General features: G+C 65.8%; 16 protein-coding genes and 2 pseudogenes. 15 read left to right on the forward strand and 3 right to left on the reverse strand.

Going from position 1 to position 16488, the window contains the following annotated elements; all coding sequences use genetic code 11:
* Positions 1-14 precede the first annotated feature (14 nt).
* Positions 15-719 (reverse strand): annotated as a pseudogene (locus ACED67_RS14555) (IS6 family transposase).
* Between ACED67_RS14555 and ACED67_RS14560 the strand changes: the two are divergent.
* The 9 genes from ACED67_RS14560 to ACED67_RS14600 all read left to right on the forward strand — a co-directional run bounded on the left by ACED67_RS14560 (position 646) and on the right by ACED67_RS14600 (position 9570).
* On the forward strand, positions 646-843 hold the full coding sequence (locus ACED67_RS14560; RefSeq protein WP_395542455.1) for a hypothetical protein: 198 nt from the start codon (positions 646-648) through the stop codon (positions 841-843). The pseudogene ACED67_RS14555 and the gene ACED67_RS14560 sit on opposite strands and share 74 nt — an antisense overlap.
* A gap of 305 nt (positions 844-1148) precedes the next feature.
* On the forward strand, positions 1149-1910 hold the full coding sequence (locus ACED67_RS14565) for an IclR family transcriptional regulator (RefSeq protein WP_395542434.1): 762 nt from the start codon (positions 1149-1151) through the stop codon (positions 1908-1910).
* Complete coding sequence (locus ACED67_RS14570) at positions 1907-3004, forward strand: ABC transporter substrate-binding protein (protein ID WP_395542435.1); 1098 nt, start codon at positions 1907-1909, stop codon at positions 3002-3004. Before ACED67_RS14565 ends, ACED67_RS14570 begins: the two co-directional genes overlap by 4 nt.
* 60 nt (positions 3005-3064) lie before the next feature.
* Positions 3065-4780 carry an ABC transporter permease gene (locus tag ACED67_RS14575; RefSeq protein ID WP_395542436.1) on the forward strand — a complete coding sequence of 572 codons (1716 nt, stop codon included), beginning with the start codon at positions 3065-3067 and terminating at the stop codon, positions 4778-4780.
* On the forward strand, positions 4773-5849 hold the full coding sequence (locus ACED67_RS14580) for an ABC transporter ATP-binding protein (RefSeq protein WP_395542437.1): 1077 nt from the start codon (positions 4773-4775) through the stop codon (positions 5847-5849). Before ACED67_RS14575 ends, ACED67_RS14580 begins: the two co-directional genes overlap by 8 nt.
* Positions 5850-5852: 3 nt before the next feature.
* Positions 5853-7040 (forward strand): CaiB/BaiF CoA transferase family protein, encoded by a 1188-nt coding sequence (locus ACED67_RS14585; protein ID WP_395542438.1) that lies wholly within the window; start codon positions 5853-5855, stop codon positions 7038-7040.
* Positions 7037-7879 carry an HpcH/HpaI aldolase/citrate lyase family protein gene (locus ACED67_RS14590; RefSeq protein WP_395542439.1) on the forward strand — a complete coding sequence of 281 codons (843 nt, stop codon included), beginning with the start codon at positions 7037-7039 and terminating at the stop codon, positions 7877-7879. Before ACED67_RS14585 ends, ACED67_RS14590 begins: the two co-directional genes overlap by 4 nt.
* On the forward strand, positions 7876-8880 hold the full coding sequence (locus ACED67_RS14595) for a hydroxyacid dehydrogenase (protein ID WP_395542440.1): 1005 nt from the start codon (positions 7876-7878) through the stop codon (positions 8878-8880). The genes ACED67_RS14590 and ACED67_RS14595 overlap by 4 nt, the downstream gene beginning before the upstream one ends.
* Positions 8881-8892: 12 nt before the next feature.
* Positions 8893-9570 (forward strand): RraA family protein, encoded by a 678-nt coding sequence (locus tag ACED67_RS14600; protein ID WP_395542441.1) that lies wholly within the window; start codon positions 8893-8895, stop codon positions 9568-9570.
* 130 nt (positions 9571-9700) lie between these two features.
* On the opposite strand, the pseudogene ACED67_RS14605 reads toward ACED67_RS14600, so the two are convergent.
* Both ACED67_RS14605 and ACED67_RS14610 read right to left on the reverse strand, forming a co-directional pair.
* Positions 9701-10289 (reverse strand): annotated as a pseudogene (locus ACED67_RS14605) (IS6 family transposase).
* Positions 10282-10554: a hypothetical protein gene (locus tag ACED67_RS14610; RefSeq protein ID WP_395542442.1), complete on the reverse strand. Its 273-nt coding sequence runs from the start codon at positions 10552-10554 to the stop codon at positions 10282-10284. Before ACED67_RS14610 ends, ACED67_RS14605 begins: the two are co-directional and overlap by 8 nt.
* A 12-nt stretch (positions 10555-10566) precedes the next feature.
* On the opposite strand from ACED67_RS14610, the gene ACED67_RS14615 reads away from it, so the two are divergent.
* The 6 genes from ACED67_RS14615 (at position 10567) to ACED67_RS14640 (ending at position 16166) form a co-directional block, all read left to right on the forward strand.
* The gene (locus tag ACED67_RS14615; RefSeq protein ID WP_395542443.1) at positions 10567-11118 is read left to right on the forward strand and encodes an NAD(P)H-dependent oxidoreductase; all 552 of its coding nucleotides are present in this window, start codon (positions 10567-10569) and stop codon (positions 11116-11118) included.
* Between the two features lie 87 nt (positions 11119-11205).
* Positions 11206-12141 (forward strand): TauD/TfdA dioxygenase family protein, encoded by a 936-nt coding sequence (locus tag ACED67_RS14620; RefSeq protein ID WP_395542444.1) that lies wholly within the window; start codon positions 11206-11208, stop codon positions 12139-12141.
* Between the two features lie 28 nt (positions 12142-12169).
* On the forward strand, positions 12170-13522 hold the full coding sequence (locus ACED67_RS14625; RefSeq protein ID WP_395542445.1) for an LLM class flavin-dependent oxidoreductase: 1353 nt from the start codon (positions 12170-12172) through the stop codon (positions 13520-13522).
* 5 nt (positions 13523-13527) lie between these two features.
* A complete protein-coding gene (locus tag ACED67_RS14630) occupies positions 13528-14367 on the forward strand; it encodes an ABC transporter permease (protein ID WP_395542446.1) in 840 nt (279 codons plus the stop codon).
* 40 nt (positions 14368-14407) lie between these two features.
* Positions 14408-15382, forward strand: a complete 975-nt coding sequence (locus tag ACED67_RS14635) for an ABC transporter substrate-binding protein (protein ID WP_395542447.1) — start codon at positions 14408-14410, stop codon at positions 15380-15382.
* A gap of 16 nt (positions 15383-15398) precedes the next feature.
* Complete coding sequence (locus ACED67_RS14640; protein WP_395542448.1) at positions 15399-16166, forward strand: ABC transporter ATP-binding protein; 768 nt, start codon at positions 15399-15401, stop codon at positions 16164-16166.
* Positions 16167-16488 lie beyond the last annotated feature (322 nt).

The following is a 16488-nucleotide window of genomic DNA, read 5'->3' on the forward strand; positions in this document are numbered from 1 at the left end:
TCCGTTCCCCCCAGTCAGGCAGCGAGGAGGCCGCGCCACTGGGGCCAAGAGCGGCGGCGTGGGTCTTTATAGGTGTTGCGATCTTGGAGGTGGCGCTTCGTTGGAAAGTGGGCGTGGACCGAGGCAGGGGCTGAAGCGAATTTCTGCAACCGTCGCATGCGCCGGAACCGCAACATCGCCCGTTCTCGTTCCCGGAATGGCACGTGTGATTTCTCGGCCCGGCTGTTCAGCCAGCGCCCCATCGCGCGGTCATCGCCGCGGCCTAGGTCTTTCAGGGCAGGACCGTAGGAACGAAGCCGGTCCGTCCCGATGGCTCGGGCCGTCCGTGCCGTTTCATCGATTTCCTAAGGAATTTCAGGGCCGCCTTGCGGCCCCGCGACCTGGTGACGACGCTTTCCTGCACCTCGCCCTCATGGTCGACGGCCCGCCAGAGGTAGGGCATGTCGCCATGGATCCTCACATAGACCTCGTCCAAGTGCCAGCCCAGTGACGGCAGCCGCACATCCGGGCAACCGCTTGCCCCTGATCTCTTACGCGAAGATCGGACCGAAGCGGGTCCACCACTACCGAACCGTCTCGCGGCTGATTTCGATCCCGCGCTCGTGCAGCAGGTCCTCGACGTTTCGCAGGGAGAGAGGGAACCGGATGGTGAGCATCACCACAAGGCAGATGCTCGACGGGCTGGCCTGCAAACGGCGGAGCGGCGAGCGGTTAGGCATCCAGGAAAGCAAGCGGACCGCCCTGCCCCATGGCAAGTGTGGTTCCTCTGACAACGCCGGCGCGTTTGATCAGACCAGCCAGCAGAGCGGCGGGCATTCTCCATGCGTGGGCGACCAGCTCTGACGTCGGCCGGGTACATCGCCTCTCGGATCGCTCCTTGACGGATCTTGATGCCGCGCGGTGCGCAGCAGATGCCGAATCATCAGCGCCCGACGCTGTCGAGCTCCACGGCGCGCTGCGTCTCCAGCGCCTGGCGCTTGATCGTCCGCGCACGGCGCAGTCAACGCAAGCACCGGATAACAGGAAAGGTTTCAGGCCGCGGACCCGCGAGCCTGGCCCACGGCTTGCCACACGTTGACTAAAATCTCGCTGTTCAGTATATTACTTTCGTTCAGTATAATGAACGACATTGAGGGGTGTCAAGCAGGATGAGCGGCAGGGGCGTCGAACGGTTGCTGGATCTGTTGGAGTGGCTGGCGGAGACGCCCGGCCCCAACGGGCTTGCGGCGATCTCCAGCGCGCTCGACATGCCGAAATCCAGCACGCTTCTCATGCTGCGCTCGCTCACGGATCGCGGTTACTTGGAACGCCTGCCCTCGGGCGATTACGCATTGCGGCGCCTGCCGGGTGAAGGTGCAGGTGGCCCAGGACGCGGCGCGCTTCTGGCGCTGGTCGGGCCCTATCTGGCCAATGCGGTCGAGGAAACCGGAGAGAGCGGGTTCCTTGCGGTGATGGAAGCGGGCCAGATCCGCTATCTGAACAAGATCATGCCGCTCCGCGAGATCCGCTATGACCGCGACATCTCGATGACGCGGCCCGCACACAAGGTTGCCAGCGGCATCGTGCTTTTGGCGGCGGGCAGCGATGCGGAGCTTTCGGACTACGCCCTCGCGGCGGGCCTGACCGGCGACGAACGCGCGGCCCTGACCGAAGCTGTGGTCATGGCGCGAACGACAGGCGTCTACATGAATCTCAAGGGTGTCGTGGAGGGGGCTGCCGGTGCGGCCGCCGTCCTGCGCGATGCCAGCGGGCGCCCGATCGGCGCCGTCAACATCTCGGGGCCGCAACCCCGGCTGGCGGCCAATGTGGCCCGGGTCAGCCAAGCGGTCTTGAATACGGCCAAGGCCATCAACGAGGAGCTGATGCGCCGGGGCAAACGGGTTTCCAAAGGAGGAGAAGGAAGACAATGAACATTCTGAAGGTGCTGGGACTGACCGCCGCAACGGTCGGCGCACCCGCGATCCTGTCTGCACAAGAAGTCCCGGATTACTATCCGGCCGATTACAGCAGCATCATCGAAGCCTCGCGCGCGGAATCCGGCGTGATGATCTATTCCAACATGGCCGACAACAACTGGGCCCCGCTGCTGGAAGGTTTCCGCGCCAAATATCCCTGGATCAAGGTCGAAACCGTCGACCTCGGCTCGGGCACCGTGCATTCGCGCTGGGAGGCCGAAAAAGGCTCCAGCACCCGCACCGCCGACATTCTGGTCTCGGGCGCGAATGACCGCTGGGCCAGCTATGGCAAGGACGGGTTGATGGAGGCTTACGAAAGCCCCGAATATGCCCATCTGCCCGATTTCGCGAAGCCCTACCCCGGTGTTTCGGTGATGTCGGCCGACCCGCTGGTCATCACGTACAACGCCGCCCTTCTGCCGGAAGAGCAGCGTCCGACCGGCTTTGCCTCGCTGGCCGCCGCCGCCGTGGCCGATCCGGGCACCTTCGATGGCCGCATCACCACCTATGACGCTGCGCGCAACAGCTTTGGCCTGGCCGCATGGTGGAACTACCTGGACAAGAAGGGCGAGGCCGGCTGGGCCGATCTGCGCGCCATCGGCCCGATGATCCGGGGCGAGACCTCGGGCGGGCCGATGAACGAGAAGATCGCGACCGGTGAATATGTGATCGGCGTAGCGGTTTCGGGCATCACCATCTTCCCGCGCCTGGAACAGGCAGGTGGCGAGATCCTGGGCTTCGCCTTCCCCGATGACGGCACCATCATGATGCTGCGCGGCATGGGCATTCCGCAGGGCGCGGCCAATCCGAACTCGGCCAAGCTCTTCGTCGATTTCGCGCTGTCGACCGAAGGCCAGACGCTGGTCGGCAAGGGCGGTCTGGTACCCTATCGCGAGGACGTGCCGGAAGATCAGGTGCGCTACACCTTCCAGGGCATTGGCGAGATCGTCGGTGTCGACAACCTGATCATCGCCGGTTTCGACGAGCGTCTGATCACCGAAGCGGCGGCCTTCTCCGAGAAGTTCACTGCGGCCCTGTCGGGCAAGTAACGACCCCGGGGCGGCTTGGCCGATGGGCCGCCGCCCCCTCAACCTTTCAAGGTATTCCCGATGACGGATCTCTCCGAAGCCGGCCGCACCAGGCCGATCGACAGGTCACGCTTGATTTACTGGGGCGTCGCCGTGCTGACGACCCTTCTGGTACTCGGGCCCATCCTGCCGATCATCACCCAGGCCTTCCTCGACAAGCCGCTGTATGACGAGAGCGCCGCCTTCACGATGGAAAACTTCGGTCGCCTGACCAGCGAGCCGGGGATGACCCAGGTCTTCGTGAACACGCTGTATTTCGGCCTGCTGACGATGGTCGTGGCGCAGATGTTCGGTGCGGTCATGGCCGTGCTGGTCGGCCGTACCAATCTGCCCGGTCGCAGATGGATGGGCGAGGTCTTCATCTGGCCGCTGTTCGTGTCCAACCTGGTGATCGCCTTCGGCTGGTTCACCATGTACGGCCCGTCGGGCTTCATCACGCTGGCCGCGAAAAGCTACCTCGGCGGGGCGCCATGGAACCTCTATTCCGTCACCGGCATGGGCATTGTCGCGGGCCTCAGCCAGGCACCGCTGACTTACCTGATGTGCCTTGCCGCCGTGACCAAGGCGGATCCGCAGCTTGAGGATGCCGCGCGTTCGACCGGCGCAGGCCCGTTCCGCGCGCTGTGGTCGGTGACGATTCCGATGATCCGTCCGGCGATGATCTATTCCGCCGTGCTGAACTTCGTCGTCGGCATCGAGATGCTGGCCATTCCGCTGCTGTTCGGCGGTCCCTCGGGCATCCAGACGGTCACGACCTTCCTCTATGACAAGGGCATCAACGCCGCCGTCCGGCCGGAATATGGCATCGTCGGCGCCGCCGCGATCATCCTTCTGATCATCGTGGCGCTGCTGGTCTGGTTGCAGGGCTATCTGATGAAGGGCGCAGGCCGCTTCGTCACCGTGCGCGGCAAGGCGAGCCGTCCCTCGATCCTGGAGCTTGGCGCCTGGCGCTGGCCCGCCTTCGCCTTCGTCTTCGGCTTCGTGTTCTTCACGATCCTGGCGATCTTCGGCGGCATCTTCCTGCGCTCGGCCGTGACCTTCCTGACGCCGCTGATCCCGTTCTGGAAGGTGATGACCACCGCGAACTTCGATCTGGTCTTCAGCTCGCCCAACTACGTCCGGTCCATCGTGAACTCGGTCGTCGTGGCCACAGTGGGGGCCGCCATCGGCACCTTCTTCATCGCCGTCATCGCGCTGATCGCACGGCGGTCCGACTTCCGCTTCCGCCGTCCGCTGGAATACGTGGCTCTCTTCCCGCGCTCGCTGCCCGGGATCATCGCCGGCCTCGGCTTCTTCTACGCTGTCCTCTGGCTGCCCGGGGCGGATCTGATCCGCGGCACGATCGTCGTGCTGATCCTGGCCTTCGTGATCCGCTATATCCCGGTCGGCTTCGGCGCCATCGCCCCGGCGCTGGCCCAGATCGGCGAGGAGCTGGACCGCGGGGCGCGCATCTCAGGCGCGGATTGGTGGACGACCGTGACCCGGATCATCCTGCCGATCCTGAAGCCCGCGCTCTTCAGTTGCTATGCTCTGCTGTTCATCCACTTCTTCAAGGAATACGTGACCGCCGCTTTCCTGTATCAGCCGGGGTCCGAGATCATCGGCACCACCATGCTCCAGCTGGTGGCTCAGGGCGACAATGGCCCGGTCTCTGCCCTTGCCACCATCCAAGTCATCATCACGGCGCTGTTCGTCATCCTTGCGCGCCGCCTGCTGGGAGCCAAGATCTATGGCTGATCTCGTCCTTGAAAACCTGACCATCAAATACAGCGATGTGACGGCCGTCGAAAACCTGAACATCCACGTCGCGTCGGGTGAGTTTCTCACGCTCCTCGGCCCGTCGGGCTGCGGCAAGTCGACCTCGCTTTTCGCGGTGGCAGGGTTGAACCATGCCACATCGGGCATCATCCGGGTCGGCGACAAGGTGCTGTTCGACGGCAATCCGAAGAACACCGTCCCGCCGGAGCGGCGCAACATCGGCCTGGTCTTCCAGTCCTATGCGCTCTGGCCGCACAAGACTGTGGCCGACAACCTGGCCTTCCCGTTGATCCTGCGGAAGATGGGCAAATCGGAACGCGACGCCCGCATCAAGGAGGCCCTGGGGCTGGTCGAGATGCTGCCCTATGCCGACCGCTTCCCGTTCGAGCTGTCGGGCGGCCAGCAGCAGCGCGTCGCCCTGGCCCGCGCGCTGGTCTACCGCCCGCCGCTGCTGCTGCTGGACGAACCCCTGTCGAACCTCGACGCCAAGCTGCGCGAACGCGCCCGGGTCTGGCTGCGCGAGCTGCAGGAGAGACTGAACGTCACCACCATCTATGTGACCCATGACCAGGCCGAGGCCTTGGCCGTGTCCGACCGGATCGCGGTGATGAGCATGGGGCGGATGCGTCAGTTGGGGTCTCCGCGCGAGATTTACGAACGCCCGGCGGACAGTTTCGTCGCCGACTTCATCGGCTCGTCCAACTTCCTGGACGGGAAGATGATCGAAAGCGGCGCCGATCAGGCCCGCATCCGTTTGGCGGATGGCACCGAGATCACCACGCCCTCCGGCCGCGCCGGTGCCGATGGCGCGCTGGTCGTGGCGGTGCGGCCTGAGCGGATCGAGGTCGTCTCGGAGCTTGGCCCCAACTGCCTGCGGGTCAGCGTAGCGCAGAAGGTCTATCTCGGCTCGGTCTGGCAATATGTCGTCCGCGCGGGCGAGATGGAGTTCCGCATCCAGACCACTTTCGAGATCAACGATCCTACCGTGATCGTCCGCATCCCCTCGGAGCATTGCGCGGTATTTGCCGAGAAATTCGCGGGGAACTGAACGATGATCCGCTTCGATGCAACCCGGCAGGGACCACTGCACGGCATCCGCGTCGTCGATGTCTCGCGGCTGGTGGCGGGGAACATGACCTCGCTTCAGCTGGCCGACTTCGGGGCCGAGGTGATCAAGGTCGAGCCGCCCTCGGGCGATCCGCTGCGCGACTGGCGCGATGGCGGGCAGTCGTTGCACTGGAAGACCTATGGCCGCAACAAGCGGTCGATCCGGCTGAACCTGCGCGAGGCCCCGGCGATGGAGGCCTTGCGCCGACTGCTGGCGGGCGCGGATGTGTTCATCGAGAACTACCGCCCCGGCACGCTGGAAGAGATGGGCCTTGGCCCGGATGCTCTGGCCGGGCTGAACCCGCGCCTCGTGACCCTGCGCATCTCGGGCTTCGGCCAGACGGGCCCCTACGCCAAGCTGCCGGGCTTCGGCACGCTTGTCGAGGCGATGAGCGGGTATGCCGCCCGCACCGGCTTCCTCGACCGTGAGCCCGTCCTGCCGCCCCTCGCTTTGGCCGACATGATCGCCGGGATCACAGGCGCCAATGCGGTGATGATGGCGCTTTACGCCCGCGAACGCGGCGAGGTGCAGGGTCAGGTCATCGACCTGTCGCTCTTGGAGCCGATCTTCGCCGTGCTGGGGCCGGAGGCCGCGATCTACAAGACCACCGGCAAGGTGAAGGAACGCTCGGGGTCCGCCTCCAACACCGTCTCGCCGCGCAATGTCTATCGCTGCAACGATGGGAAGTTCGTGGCGCTGTCGGGGTCGACCCAGACCGTCGCCCTGCGGATTTTCGAAGTGATCGGCAAGCCGGAGATGAAGGCCGACCCCCGCTTCTCGACCAATGTCGAGCGGGTGAAGCACCGCGATCTGGTGGATACGGCCGTCGCACAATGGTTCCTGACCCGCAGCCGCGACGAGGCCCTGGCCGAGATGCGGGCGGCAGGGGCGACGGTCGGCCCGGTCTATGACATCGCCGACATCGCCACCGACCGGCATTTCGCGGAACGAGAGATCATCGTCGAGGTCGAGGATGCCAAGAACGGCAGCCTGCCGCAGCACAACATCTTCCCCCGCCTTGCGGCCACCCCCGGCGCCTTCCGCTACCCCGCGCCCGAGATCGGCGAGCAGACGGCGGAGATCCTTGCCGAGATCGGCATGACCCTCACCGATCTGGAGGAAAAAGCATGATCCGCTCCCTCCTCTACGTCCCCGGCAACACCCCGCGTTTCTTGGAAAAAGCTGGGCAGCGCGGCGCCGATGTGGTCATCATCGACCTTGAGGATGCCGTGCCGGAGGCCTCGAAAACCGAAGCCCGCGAGATGTTGGCACAATCGGTGCCGATGGTCGCCGCAGGCGGCTGTCAGGTCTATGTCCGCGTGAACATGACCGAACGGCTGTTCGACGACGCCACCGCTGCAGCCAAGGCGGGGGCAGCGGCGATCTACCTGCCCAAGATTAATGACGTTGGTCTCCTGCACCGCTTGGCCGCGCATCTGGCCCCTCTCGAGACCGACCGGAAGCCCATGGGATTCGTCCCGCTGATCGAAGACCCAGAGGGCCTGTTCGAGGCCCGCGCCATCGCCAAGGGCCCCCGCGTCATCGCCCTTTCGGCGGGGGGCGAGGATCTGGCGACCTCGATGGGCGCCAAGCCCACGCCCGAGGTCCTGCGCCAGCCCAAGCTGATGATCCATTATGCCGCCAAGGCGGCAGGTGTGCTGTCCTTCGGCCTCTTCCGCTCTACCGCCGATTTCAGCGACACCGTCGCCATCCGCGCCGCAGCACTGGAAGCGCGCGATTTCGGCTTCGACGGCGCCAGCTGCATCCACCCCGCGGTGGTGCCGGTGCTGAACGAGGCCTTCAGCCCGACCGAGGAAGAGCTTGACTGGGCGCGCCGCGTGATCGCGGCCAACCGCATCGAAGCCGCCGCAGGCCGCGGGGCCTTCACGCTGGAGGACAAGTTCATCGACGCCCCCATCGTGACCCGTGCCGAACAGCTGCTCGCCCGTTTCAACAAGGACCAAGCATGACCCGCGCCCCCAATGGTTCCGGTCGCAGCCGCCGCATTCTGGTGACCCACACCCAGATCGCGCAAAGCGCCATCGAGCTTCTGAACGACAATGATATCGACGTGTTCTTCTCGCCGCCCTACGACCCCTCCGATGTGGTCGCGGCACGGGCGGCAGAGCTGCAGATTGATGCGATCATGGTGCGGCAGGGCAAGATCAACGATCAGGTCATCGGCGCCTCGCCCAAGCTGAAGGTGATCGTCAAGCATGGCGTCGGCGTCGACAATGTTGACCTGACCGCCGCCCATGCGCGCGGCATCCCGGTCCTGCGCTCGATGGGGTCGAACTCACGGGCGGTGGCGGAACATGCGATCGCCTTGGCGTTGATGCTGGTGAAAGAGATCCAGCCCCTGAATGCGGCGGTGAAGGGCGGCGACTGGCCGAAACCGACCTTCATCGGCAAGGATTTCCAAGGGGCCACCATCGGTCTGGTCGGTTATGGCGGTATCGGCCGTGAGACCGCCCGCATGGCCGAGGCCCTGGGGATGGAGGTCGTGGTCCATGACCCCTACGCCCCGCAAGCGGCCGAGGCCGATGGTTTCGCCACCGCCGCCGATCTGGATGCGATGCTGCCCGGGCTGGACATCCTCAGCCTGCATTGCCCGCTGACCGCCACCACCCGCGACCTGATCGACAACCGCCGCCTGTCGCTGATGAAACCCACCGCCGTGATCGTGAACACCGCAAGGGGCGGGATCATTGACGAGGCGGCCCTCGCGCAGGCTCTGGCACAGAAAACCATCGCCGGCGCCGCGCTGGACAGTTTCGCCACTGAACCCCCGGCGGCGGACAACCCGCTCTGGGCGCTGCCCACCCTGACCGCCACGCCCCATATCGGCGGCGTCACCGCCGGATCGGCGCGGTCAATGGCGGAAATCGCCGCCCGCCACATCATCTCCGTGCTGGACGGCAACGCGCCCGACGAGGCCTCGCTGGCCCGCCCCTCCGAACTTGCCGCCTGAAGGACCAAAAACATGACCCACGGTTTCCGCATCAAACGCAGCTGGTCCCGCATCAGCGCCGACCTCGTCGAGGCCTTCCGCACGCTGCCGGTGGCCAATGTCAGCGACAGCATGTCCCGCCTCGCCGCCTTCGGGCCGGAACTGCGGCCCATGCATGGCTCGGGCGTGCTGGCCGGACCTGCGCTGACGGTCCGCTCGCGCCCGGGGGACAACCTGATGCTGCACAAGGCGATCGACATGGCCCAGCCGGGCGATGTGATAGTGATGGATGCGGGCGGCGATCTGACCAATTCGCTGATGGGAGAGCTGATGCTGGCCCATGCCATCCGCCGGGGCGTTGCGGGCGTGGTCCTGCATGGCGCGATCCGCGATGCCGAGGCGATCCGCGAGCGCAACCTGCCGTTCTACGCCTGCGGCATCACCCATCGCGGGCCCTACAAGAACGGCCCGGGAGAGATCGGCCTGCCCGTTTCGCTCGGCGGCTCGATTATCAACCCCGGCGACCTGATCCTGGGCGATTTCGACGGTGTGGTCGCCGTCCCGCGGGAGGAGGCGGAGGCAATCCTCGCCGCCACCCTCAAGAAACACGCAGCGGAGACGAAGCAGATGGCCGAGACCGAGGCTGGAACGCTGAACCGCGCCTGGGTCGACAAGGCGCTGGAAGAGGCCGGTTGCATCTGGCTGGATTGAGGGACGGGCCTGCGTATGGTCCTGAGGGTGCTGTCAGACGAATGCGAACCCGTCTCCGTTCCCCCTTGCCCACCGGCTCGTCACGCAGCGAGGAGGCCGCGCCACTTGGGCCAAGGGCGGCGGCACGGGTCTATTTGTAGGCGTTGCGAACTTGGAGGTGGCGCTCGGTCGGAAAGTGGGTGTGGGCGGAGGCATGCACTGAAGCGAACTTCTGCAAGGTATGCATGCGGCGGAACGGCAAGTGTGAATTCTCGGCCCGATTGTTGAGCCAGCGCCGCAGGACCGGATCCGGTCCGTCACGATGGTCTCGGGTCGTCCGTGCCGCTTCATCTTCATCGTTTTTCTGAGGAATTTCAGGGCCGCCTCGCGGTCCCGCGGCCTGGTGACGACGCTTTCCTGCACCTCGTCCTCATGGTCGACGCCCCGCCAGAGGTAGGGCATCGGCCATTGATCCTCACCTAGACCTCGTCCGGGTGCCAGCGCCAGTGGCGGCAGGCGCGCATTGCCTCGACACGCTTGCCACGGATTTCGGATGCAAACATCGGGCCGAACCTGTTCCACCAATATCGCACGGTCTCGTGGCTGATCTCGACCCCGCGCTCGTGCAGCAGATCCTCGACATTGCGCAGGGAGAGCGGGAACCGGATGTAGAGCATCACCGCCAGACGGATGATCGACGGGCTGGTCTTCAAGCGGCGGAACGGCGAGCGCTTAGGCATCCACGAAGGCTAGCGGACCGCCCTGCCCCACGGCAAGTGCGGTGCCTCTGACACCACCGTCGCGCTTGAACTGGCGTTCAAGGCAGGCCGCGACGGGATGGCACCACTCGGTAAAGGCGGCTGTGCGGAGCTGCTCGTAAGCGTTGCGGAGCGAAGAAATCGCGCTGCCGGTCTGTCCGAGAATATTTCTTCCGTTTCGCCAGCCACCTTTGGAATGGGCAAAAAGGAATACGCGCATTAAATTCACGACAACATCAATCGTCAATTGGAGCGTTCCATGGCCTTCCGCATCGTCGGCTTCTCCGGCAGCTTCAGCCAGCCCTCGCGCACCCGCGCATTGGTCGACCTGGCGCTTGGCCGCGCCGCCCAAATATTCGGCGCGACGACGGTTAGCCACGGCCTGTCGGACCTACAACCTCAACTTGGCACGGCTACCCGGCTTGAGGATTTGCACAGTTTGCCGCGTGCCATCGTGGCTTCGATCCTGTCTGCGGATGCGCTGATCGTGGGTAGCCCGATCTACAAGGGCAGCTATGGCGGGCTGTTCAAGCATCTCTTCGACCTGATCGACCCTGCCGCGCTGGCCGGCAAGCCGGTGCTGTTGATCGCGACTGGTGGCGGCGCGCGTCATGCGTTGGTGGTCGAACATCAGCTGCGCCCGCTGTTTGGCTTCTTTGAGGCGGCGGTGCTGCCGACGGGCCTTTACGCCTCGGCCGCGGATTTCGCCGGAGAAACTCCGGTCGCGGTGCCGCTGCTGGAGCGTCTAGACCGCGCAGTCGACCAATTCGCGCCTTGGTTGACGCGCCAGAAAGCTGTCCAGGCCGCCTGACCCTCCTCCTGATCGATCGCAGACTGACCGGCCCGCCACTGCGGGACACCGGATCGGCTGAGACTTGCCCCAAGAAAGGACCATTCCATGACACGTCACGAAATTTTCTCTGAAACCCTGATCGACGCCCTGCCCGGCGCGAGCCTGGCAAAGGTGACCCCGCGCATCGGCGCCGAGATCGGCGGGTTGCGCCTGTCGGGCGATCTGCCGCAGCCGGCAATCGAGGCTCTTCTGGGTCTGCTTGCCCGACACAAGGTGCTGTTCTTCCGTGGTCAGACGCATCTGGACGACGCCGGGCAGGAGCGGTTCGCCCTGCGCTTGGGCGCACTGGCGCCGCATCCGACGCAGGCGGTGGTCAAGGGCACGGCGTCGGTCCTGGAGCTGGATGCCAGCCGGGGTGGCGGGCGCGCCGACCAGTGGCACACCGACGTGACTTTCGTCGAAGCCTATCCCAGGGCGTCCGTCCTGCGCGGTGTGGTGATCCCGCCGGTCGGCGGCGACACGGTTTGGGCGAACACAGCCTCGGCCTATGACAGCCTGCCCGCCCCCGTGAAGGCGCTGGCCGACAGCCTGCGGGCGATCCATTCCAACGCTTATGATTATGCCGCGCAGCGCCCGCAGGCGCGCGAGGTGGACCGCAAGTACCATGCCGAGGTCTTCGCCTCGGACGTCTACGAGACCGAGCATCCGGTGGTGCGCGTCCATCCAGAGACGGGGGAGCGGACCCTCCTCCTTGGCAGCTTTGTTCAGCGAATCGCGGGCCTGTCGCGCGAGGATGGGGCCAAGATCTTCGACCTGCTGCAATCCTATGTCACCGCACCGGAAAACACCGTGCGCTGGCGCTGGCGGGCGGGCGACGTGGCGATCTGGGACAACCGGGCCACCCAGCATTACGCGGTTAACGACTATGGCGACGCCCCCCGCGTGGTGCGCCGGGTGACCATCGCGGGCGAGGTGCCGCTGGGCGTCGACGGCCGCGCCAGCACGCCACGCCGCAAGCCCGAAGCACGGCAGCACCCCTGACCCCCCCATCCGAACAAGGAGTATTCCGATGACCCGCAAGATCCGTCTTGGCGCCTTCCTTCCCGGCGGCGGCCAGCATGTCGCCGCCTGGCGCCACCCCGACAGCCCCGCCGATGGCGCCACCAGCTTTGCCTTCCACCTGCAGCTGGCGCAGGAGGCGCGGCGCGGCCTGTTCGACGCCTATTTCCTGGCCGACGGCCTGGCCATCAGCTTTGGCGGCGGGACCGAGGGCGGCAATGCCAAGGTCGCGGGCTTCGAGCCGGTGACCCTGTTCGCCGCGCTGGCACCGCTGGTGCCCGACCTGGGCTTCATCGCCACCGCTTCCACCACCTACGAGGAGCCCTACAACACCGCGCGCAAATTCGCCTCACTCGATCTGATCTCGGGCGGGCGCGCAGGCTGGAACGTGGTGACCACCGCGACCGAGGCGGCGGCACGCAACTTCAACCTGGACCAGCAGCACCCGCATGCCTGGCGCTACCGCCGCGCGGCCGAGCATGTCGATGTGGTGAAGAAGCTGTGGGACAGTTTCGAGGACGACGCTTTCCTGCGCGACAAGGACAGCGGGCGGTTCTTCGACGAGACCAAGGTGCATGGCGCGATGCATCGCGGCGAACATTTCAAGGTGGCGGGGCCGCTGAACGTCAGCCGCAGCCCGCAGGGCCATCCGGTGATCGTGCAAGCCGGCCAGTCGGATGACGGGCGCGGGCTGGCCGCCGCCACGGCCGAAGTGATCTTCACCGCGCATCAGGCGCTGGACACTGCGCAGGAGTTCTACCGCGACATCAAGGCCCGCGCCGCCGGGCTGGGCCGCGATCCGGCGCATGTGCTGGTGATGCCCGGCGTCTCGCCCTTCGTGGGCCGGACCGAGGCGGAAGCGCGCGAGAAATATGACCGGCTGACCAGCCTGATCCTGCCCGAGGACGGGCTGGCGCTGCTGACCGCGCTCAGCGGTGGCACGCTGGACCTGTCGGAGGCCGATCTGGACGGGCCGCTGCCCCCCGCCCCGCCGACCGAAGGCATGAAATCGCGCCAGGCACTGATCCGCCGCATCGCCGATGAAAACGGCTATACCGTCCGGCAGTTATACCAGCACATCGCCAGCGCGCGCGGCCATTTCACCGTGATCGGCACGGCCGAAACCATCGCTGATACGTTGGAAGAATGGTTCCAGAACGATGGCGCCGACGGGTTCAACATCCTGCCACCCTGGCTGCCGACCGGCCTGACCGACTTCGTCGACTTGGTGATCCCGGAATTGCAGCGCCGCGGCCTGTTCCGCACTGCATATGAGGGGCGCACGCTGCGCGAGAACCTCGGCCTGCCCTACCCTGAAACCCGCTGGGCGCTGGCACGGCGCGCGGCCCTGGCGGCGGAGTGACGGCGATGAGCTATCCGAGCTTCGAGGACAGCCTGGTTCAGGGCATCGACACGCGCATCCTGCGCCAAGCGCAGCAGCGCGTCATCGCCAGAGCGACCCGTCTCCTGCGGCGCTATGGCCTTCTGGCCGCCTTTCTGGCGGTCTGGCAGGTCGGATCGACCCAGGGCTGGATCAACCCCACGGTCTTCCCGCCGCTGGACCAGATCCTTGTCGCGCTGTGGCAGGGCATCGCGGGCGGCGCGCTGGTCGATGACATCGGCATCAGCCTGCAGCGTTCGGGCCTGGCCTTCGCCGCCGCCGTGGTGCTGGCGATTCCGCTGGGTCTGTTCATGGGCCAGATCCGCGCGGTGGAAGAAGCACTCGACCCGATCCTGCAATTCTTCCGCCAGACCTCGGCGCTGGCGCTGTACCCCGTCTTCATTCTGCTTCTGGGCCTGGGCGAGGCGTCTAAGGTCTTCGTGATCTTCTGGGCGACGCTATTTCCGCTTCTGCTGGCCACCATCGGCGGCGTGAAGGAGGTGGACCGCAAGCTGATCGAGATGGCGCAGGCCTTCGGCGCACGGCGCGGCACGGTCTTTGCCCGGGTGATCCTGCCCGCCGCCGTGCCCTCGATCTTCGTGGGCCTGCGCCTGTCGGCCACCACGGCGCTGCTGCTGCTGATCGCGGCCGAGATGATCGGCGCGAACAAGGGTCTGGGGTTTCAGGTGATGAACGCCCAGTACAATTTCCAGATCCCGCAGATGTTCGCCGCGATCCTGCTGCTCGCCCTGCTGGGCCTGACGGCGAATGCGGCGCTGGTCGCATTGCAACGGCGTCTGTGCCGCTGGGCCGAAGCCGCCCGCTGACCCCCTTTCCAACGACAACACCCCAAAAGGACAATCGAAAATGACCTTCCCCCTTCGCAATCTTGCGCTTGCCGCCGGTCTTGCTCTTCTCGCCACCCCGCTGCAGGCCGAGGTCACCATCCGCTACCTTGCCAGCCAGGGCGGTCTGAACCCGCACGAACTTGCGGCCGAACTGGGCTATTTCGACGGCACTGGCATCACACTGGAGAACGTGGGCTATTCCACCGGTGGCCCGGCCTCGCTGGTGGCCCTGGCGGGCGGCAGCGTGGAACTCGGCTCGGCCGCCACCTCGGCTGTGCTGAACTCGATCGCCGCGGGCAATGATTTCGTCGCCGCCTACCCGTCGAACGGCATCAACGATCAGGTGCAATCGGTCTTCTATGTGCTGGAAGACAGCCCGATCAAAACCGTCGAGGATATTGTCGGCAAGACCATCGCCGTCAACACGCTGGGCGCGCATCTGGATTACACCGTGCGCGAGGCGCTGCACCAGAAGGGGTTGCCGCAGGATGCCGCCAACCTGATCGTTGTGCCCGGGCCGCAGCTGGAACAGGTGCTGCGCTCGGGCCAGGTCGACATCTCGGCCTTCGGCTACTGGCAGACCACCTTCACCGGCGCCGCGCTGAAGACCGGCGGCCTGCGCGCGGTCTTTGACGACACCGATGTGCTGGGCAACATCGCGGGCGGCTTCATCGTTCTGCGCCGCGACTGGATCGCCGCCCACCCCGCCGAGGCGAAGGCCTTTGTCGAGGCGTCGGAAAAGGCGATCGAATATGCGCGCCTGCACCCCGAGGAGACCAAGAAGATCTTCGCCCGCGTCTTGGCCGAACGGGGCGAGAACCCGGACGTCGCGCAGTATTTCGCGGGCTATGGCATCCGCGAGGGCGGCAAGGCCGAGGATCGCGACCTGCAGTTCTGGATCGATGTTCTGGAACGCGACGACGCGGTACCGACGGGTAAGCTGAAGGTCGCCGACATCCTGTACAATCCGGGCGCCTCGCCCGCCACCAACTGAGGCAGGAGAGACGGGCATGACCCAGGTCACCACCCGCCGTGGAGAGGTTGCCGTGCGCAACCTCTCCAAAAGCTTCGCGCTGAACGGCCAGCGCCTGAACGTGCTGCGCGATCTGGATCTGGATATCCGGGGCAGCGAGGCCTTGGCCATTGTCGGCCCCTCGGGCTGCGGCAAGACCACGCTGCTGCGGGTTCTGGCGGGGCTTGAGGCGCCGGATGCTGGCGAGGTGCGGATCGACGATGCGCCGGTGCAGGGCATCGGGGCGGAGCGCGCGATCATCTTCCAGGAACCGCGGTTGCTGCCCTGGCTGACGGTGCTGGGCAATGTGGCCTTCGGGCTGCAGGTGCGCGGGATCGCGGCGGCCGAGGCCGAGGCGCGGGCGCGGCAATACATCCGCCTGGTCGGACTAACCGAGTTCGAGACAGCCTATCCGCGCCAGCTGTCGGGCGGTATGGCGCAGCGTGTGGGCATCGCGCGCGCGCTGACGGTGCAGCCGGAAATCCTGCTGCTGGACGAACCGCTGGGTGCCCTCGACGCGATGACCAAGCTGACCATGCAGGAAGAACTGGCGCGGATCTGGCGGGATGAGGGCGTGACGCTGGTCCTGGTCACGCATGATCTGGAAGAGGCGATCTTCCTGGCCGACCGCGTTCTTGTCCTGCCCAAGGAAAAGGGCGCCACGCCACGGCTGATCGACATCGACCTGCCCCGTCCGCGCGACCGCAGCGAGGCCCGCTTCGTCGAGATGCGCCGACGATTGATGGCAGAGTTCGGCCTGCACTAAAGCGACTGGAACGATGTGATTTTCAGCTTCCGGCCCATGGACGAAGCCGCTCTCGCGGCAATGGCGCTCGTGGCGGGCGTTTGGGACTGATCGCCCCCCTGTGCATTTGGGAATGTGTGGACTTGCCCGTGAAATGTGGAGAGCACCAACTGAGGGACCAGGAGGTGTTCTATGGGAAACGGGAACAGACCGACGCCGGAGTTTCGGCGTGAAGCGGTGCGGCTGGCACTGAGCAGCGGCCGGACGCGGCGGGAGAATGCGGTTCTGAAGCAGGAGCGCGACATTCTAAAAAAAGCTGCGGCCTTCTTCGCGAGGGAGGGAA

It is taken from the genome of Neotabrizicola paludis (genome assembly GCF_044142105.1).
Taxonomy (GTDB): domain Bacteria; phylum Pseudomonadota; class Alphaproteobacteria; order Rhodobacterales; family Rhodobacteraceae; genus Pseudogemmobacter.

Bases quoted from the DNA above. Each gene is read 5' to 3' on its own strand.
- ACED67_RS14570 (WP_395542435.1), top strand. From the start codon at position 1,907: ATGAACATTCTGAAGGTGCTGGGACTGACCGCCGCAACGGTCGGCGCA.
- ACED67_RS14595 (WP_395542440.1), top strand. From the start codon at position 7,876: ATGACCCGCGCCCCCAATGGTTCCGGTCGCAGCCGCCGCATTCTGGTG.
- ACED67_RS14575 (WP_395542436.1), top strand. From the start codon at position 3,065: ATGACGGATCTCTCCGAAGCCGGCCGCACCAGGCCGATCGACAGGTCA.
- ACED67_RS14620 (WP_395542444.1), top strand. From the start codon at position 11,206: ATGACACGTCACGAAATTTTCTCTGAAACCCTGATCGACGCCCTGCCC.
- ACED67_RS14560 (WP_395542455.1), top strand. From the start codon at position 646: ATGGTGAGCATCACCACAAGGCAGATGCTCGACGGGCTGGCCTGCAAA.
- ACED67_RS14615 (WP_395542443.1), top strand. From the start codon at position 10,567: ATGGCCTTCCGCATCGTCGGCTTCTCCGGCAGCTTCAGCCAGCCCTCG.
- ACED67_RS14600 (WP_395542441.1), top strand. From the start codon at position 8,893: ATGACCCACGGTTTCCGCATCAAACGCAGCTGGTCCCGCATCAGCGCC.
- ACED67_RS14565 (WP_395542434.1), top strand. From the start codon at position 1,149: ATGAGCGGCAGGGGCGTCGAACGGTTGCTGGATCTGTTGGAGTGGCTG.
- ACED67_RS14635 (WP_395542447.1), top strand. From the start codon at position 14,408: ATGACCTTCCCCCTTCGCAATCTTGCGCTTGCCGCCGGTCTTGCTCTT.
- ACED67_RS14585 (WP_395542438.1), top strand. From the start codon at position 5,853: ATGATCCGCTTCGATGCAACCCGGCAGGGACCACTGCACGGCATCCGC.
- ACED67_RS14630 (WP_395542446.1), top strand. From the start codon at position 13,528: ATGAGCTATCCGAGCTTCGAGGACAGCCTGGTTCAGGGCATCGACACG.
- ACED67_RS14640 (WP_395542448.1), top strand. From the start codon at position 15,399: ATGACCCAGGTCACCACCCGCCGTGGAGAGGTTGCCGTGCGCAACCTC.
- ACED67_RS14625 (WP_395542445.1), top strand. From the start codon at position 12,170: ATGACCCGCAAGATCCGTCTTGGCGCCTTCCTTCCCGGCGGCGGCCAG.
- ACED67_RS14590 (WP_395542439.1), top strand. From the start codon at position 7,037: ATGATCCGCTCCCTCCTCTACGTCCCCGGCAACACCCCGCGTTTCTTG.
- ACED67_RS14580 (WP_395542437.1), top strand. From the start codon at position 4,773: ATGGCTGATCTCGTCCTTGAAAACCTGACCATCAAATACAGCGATGTG.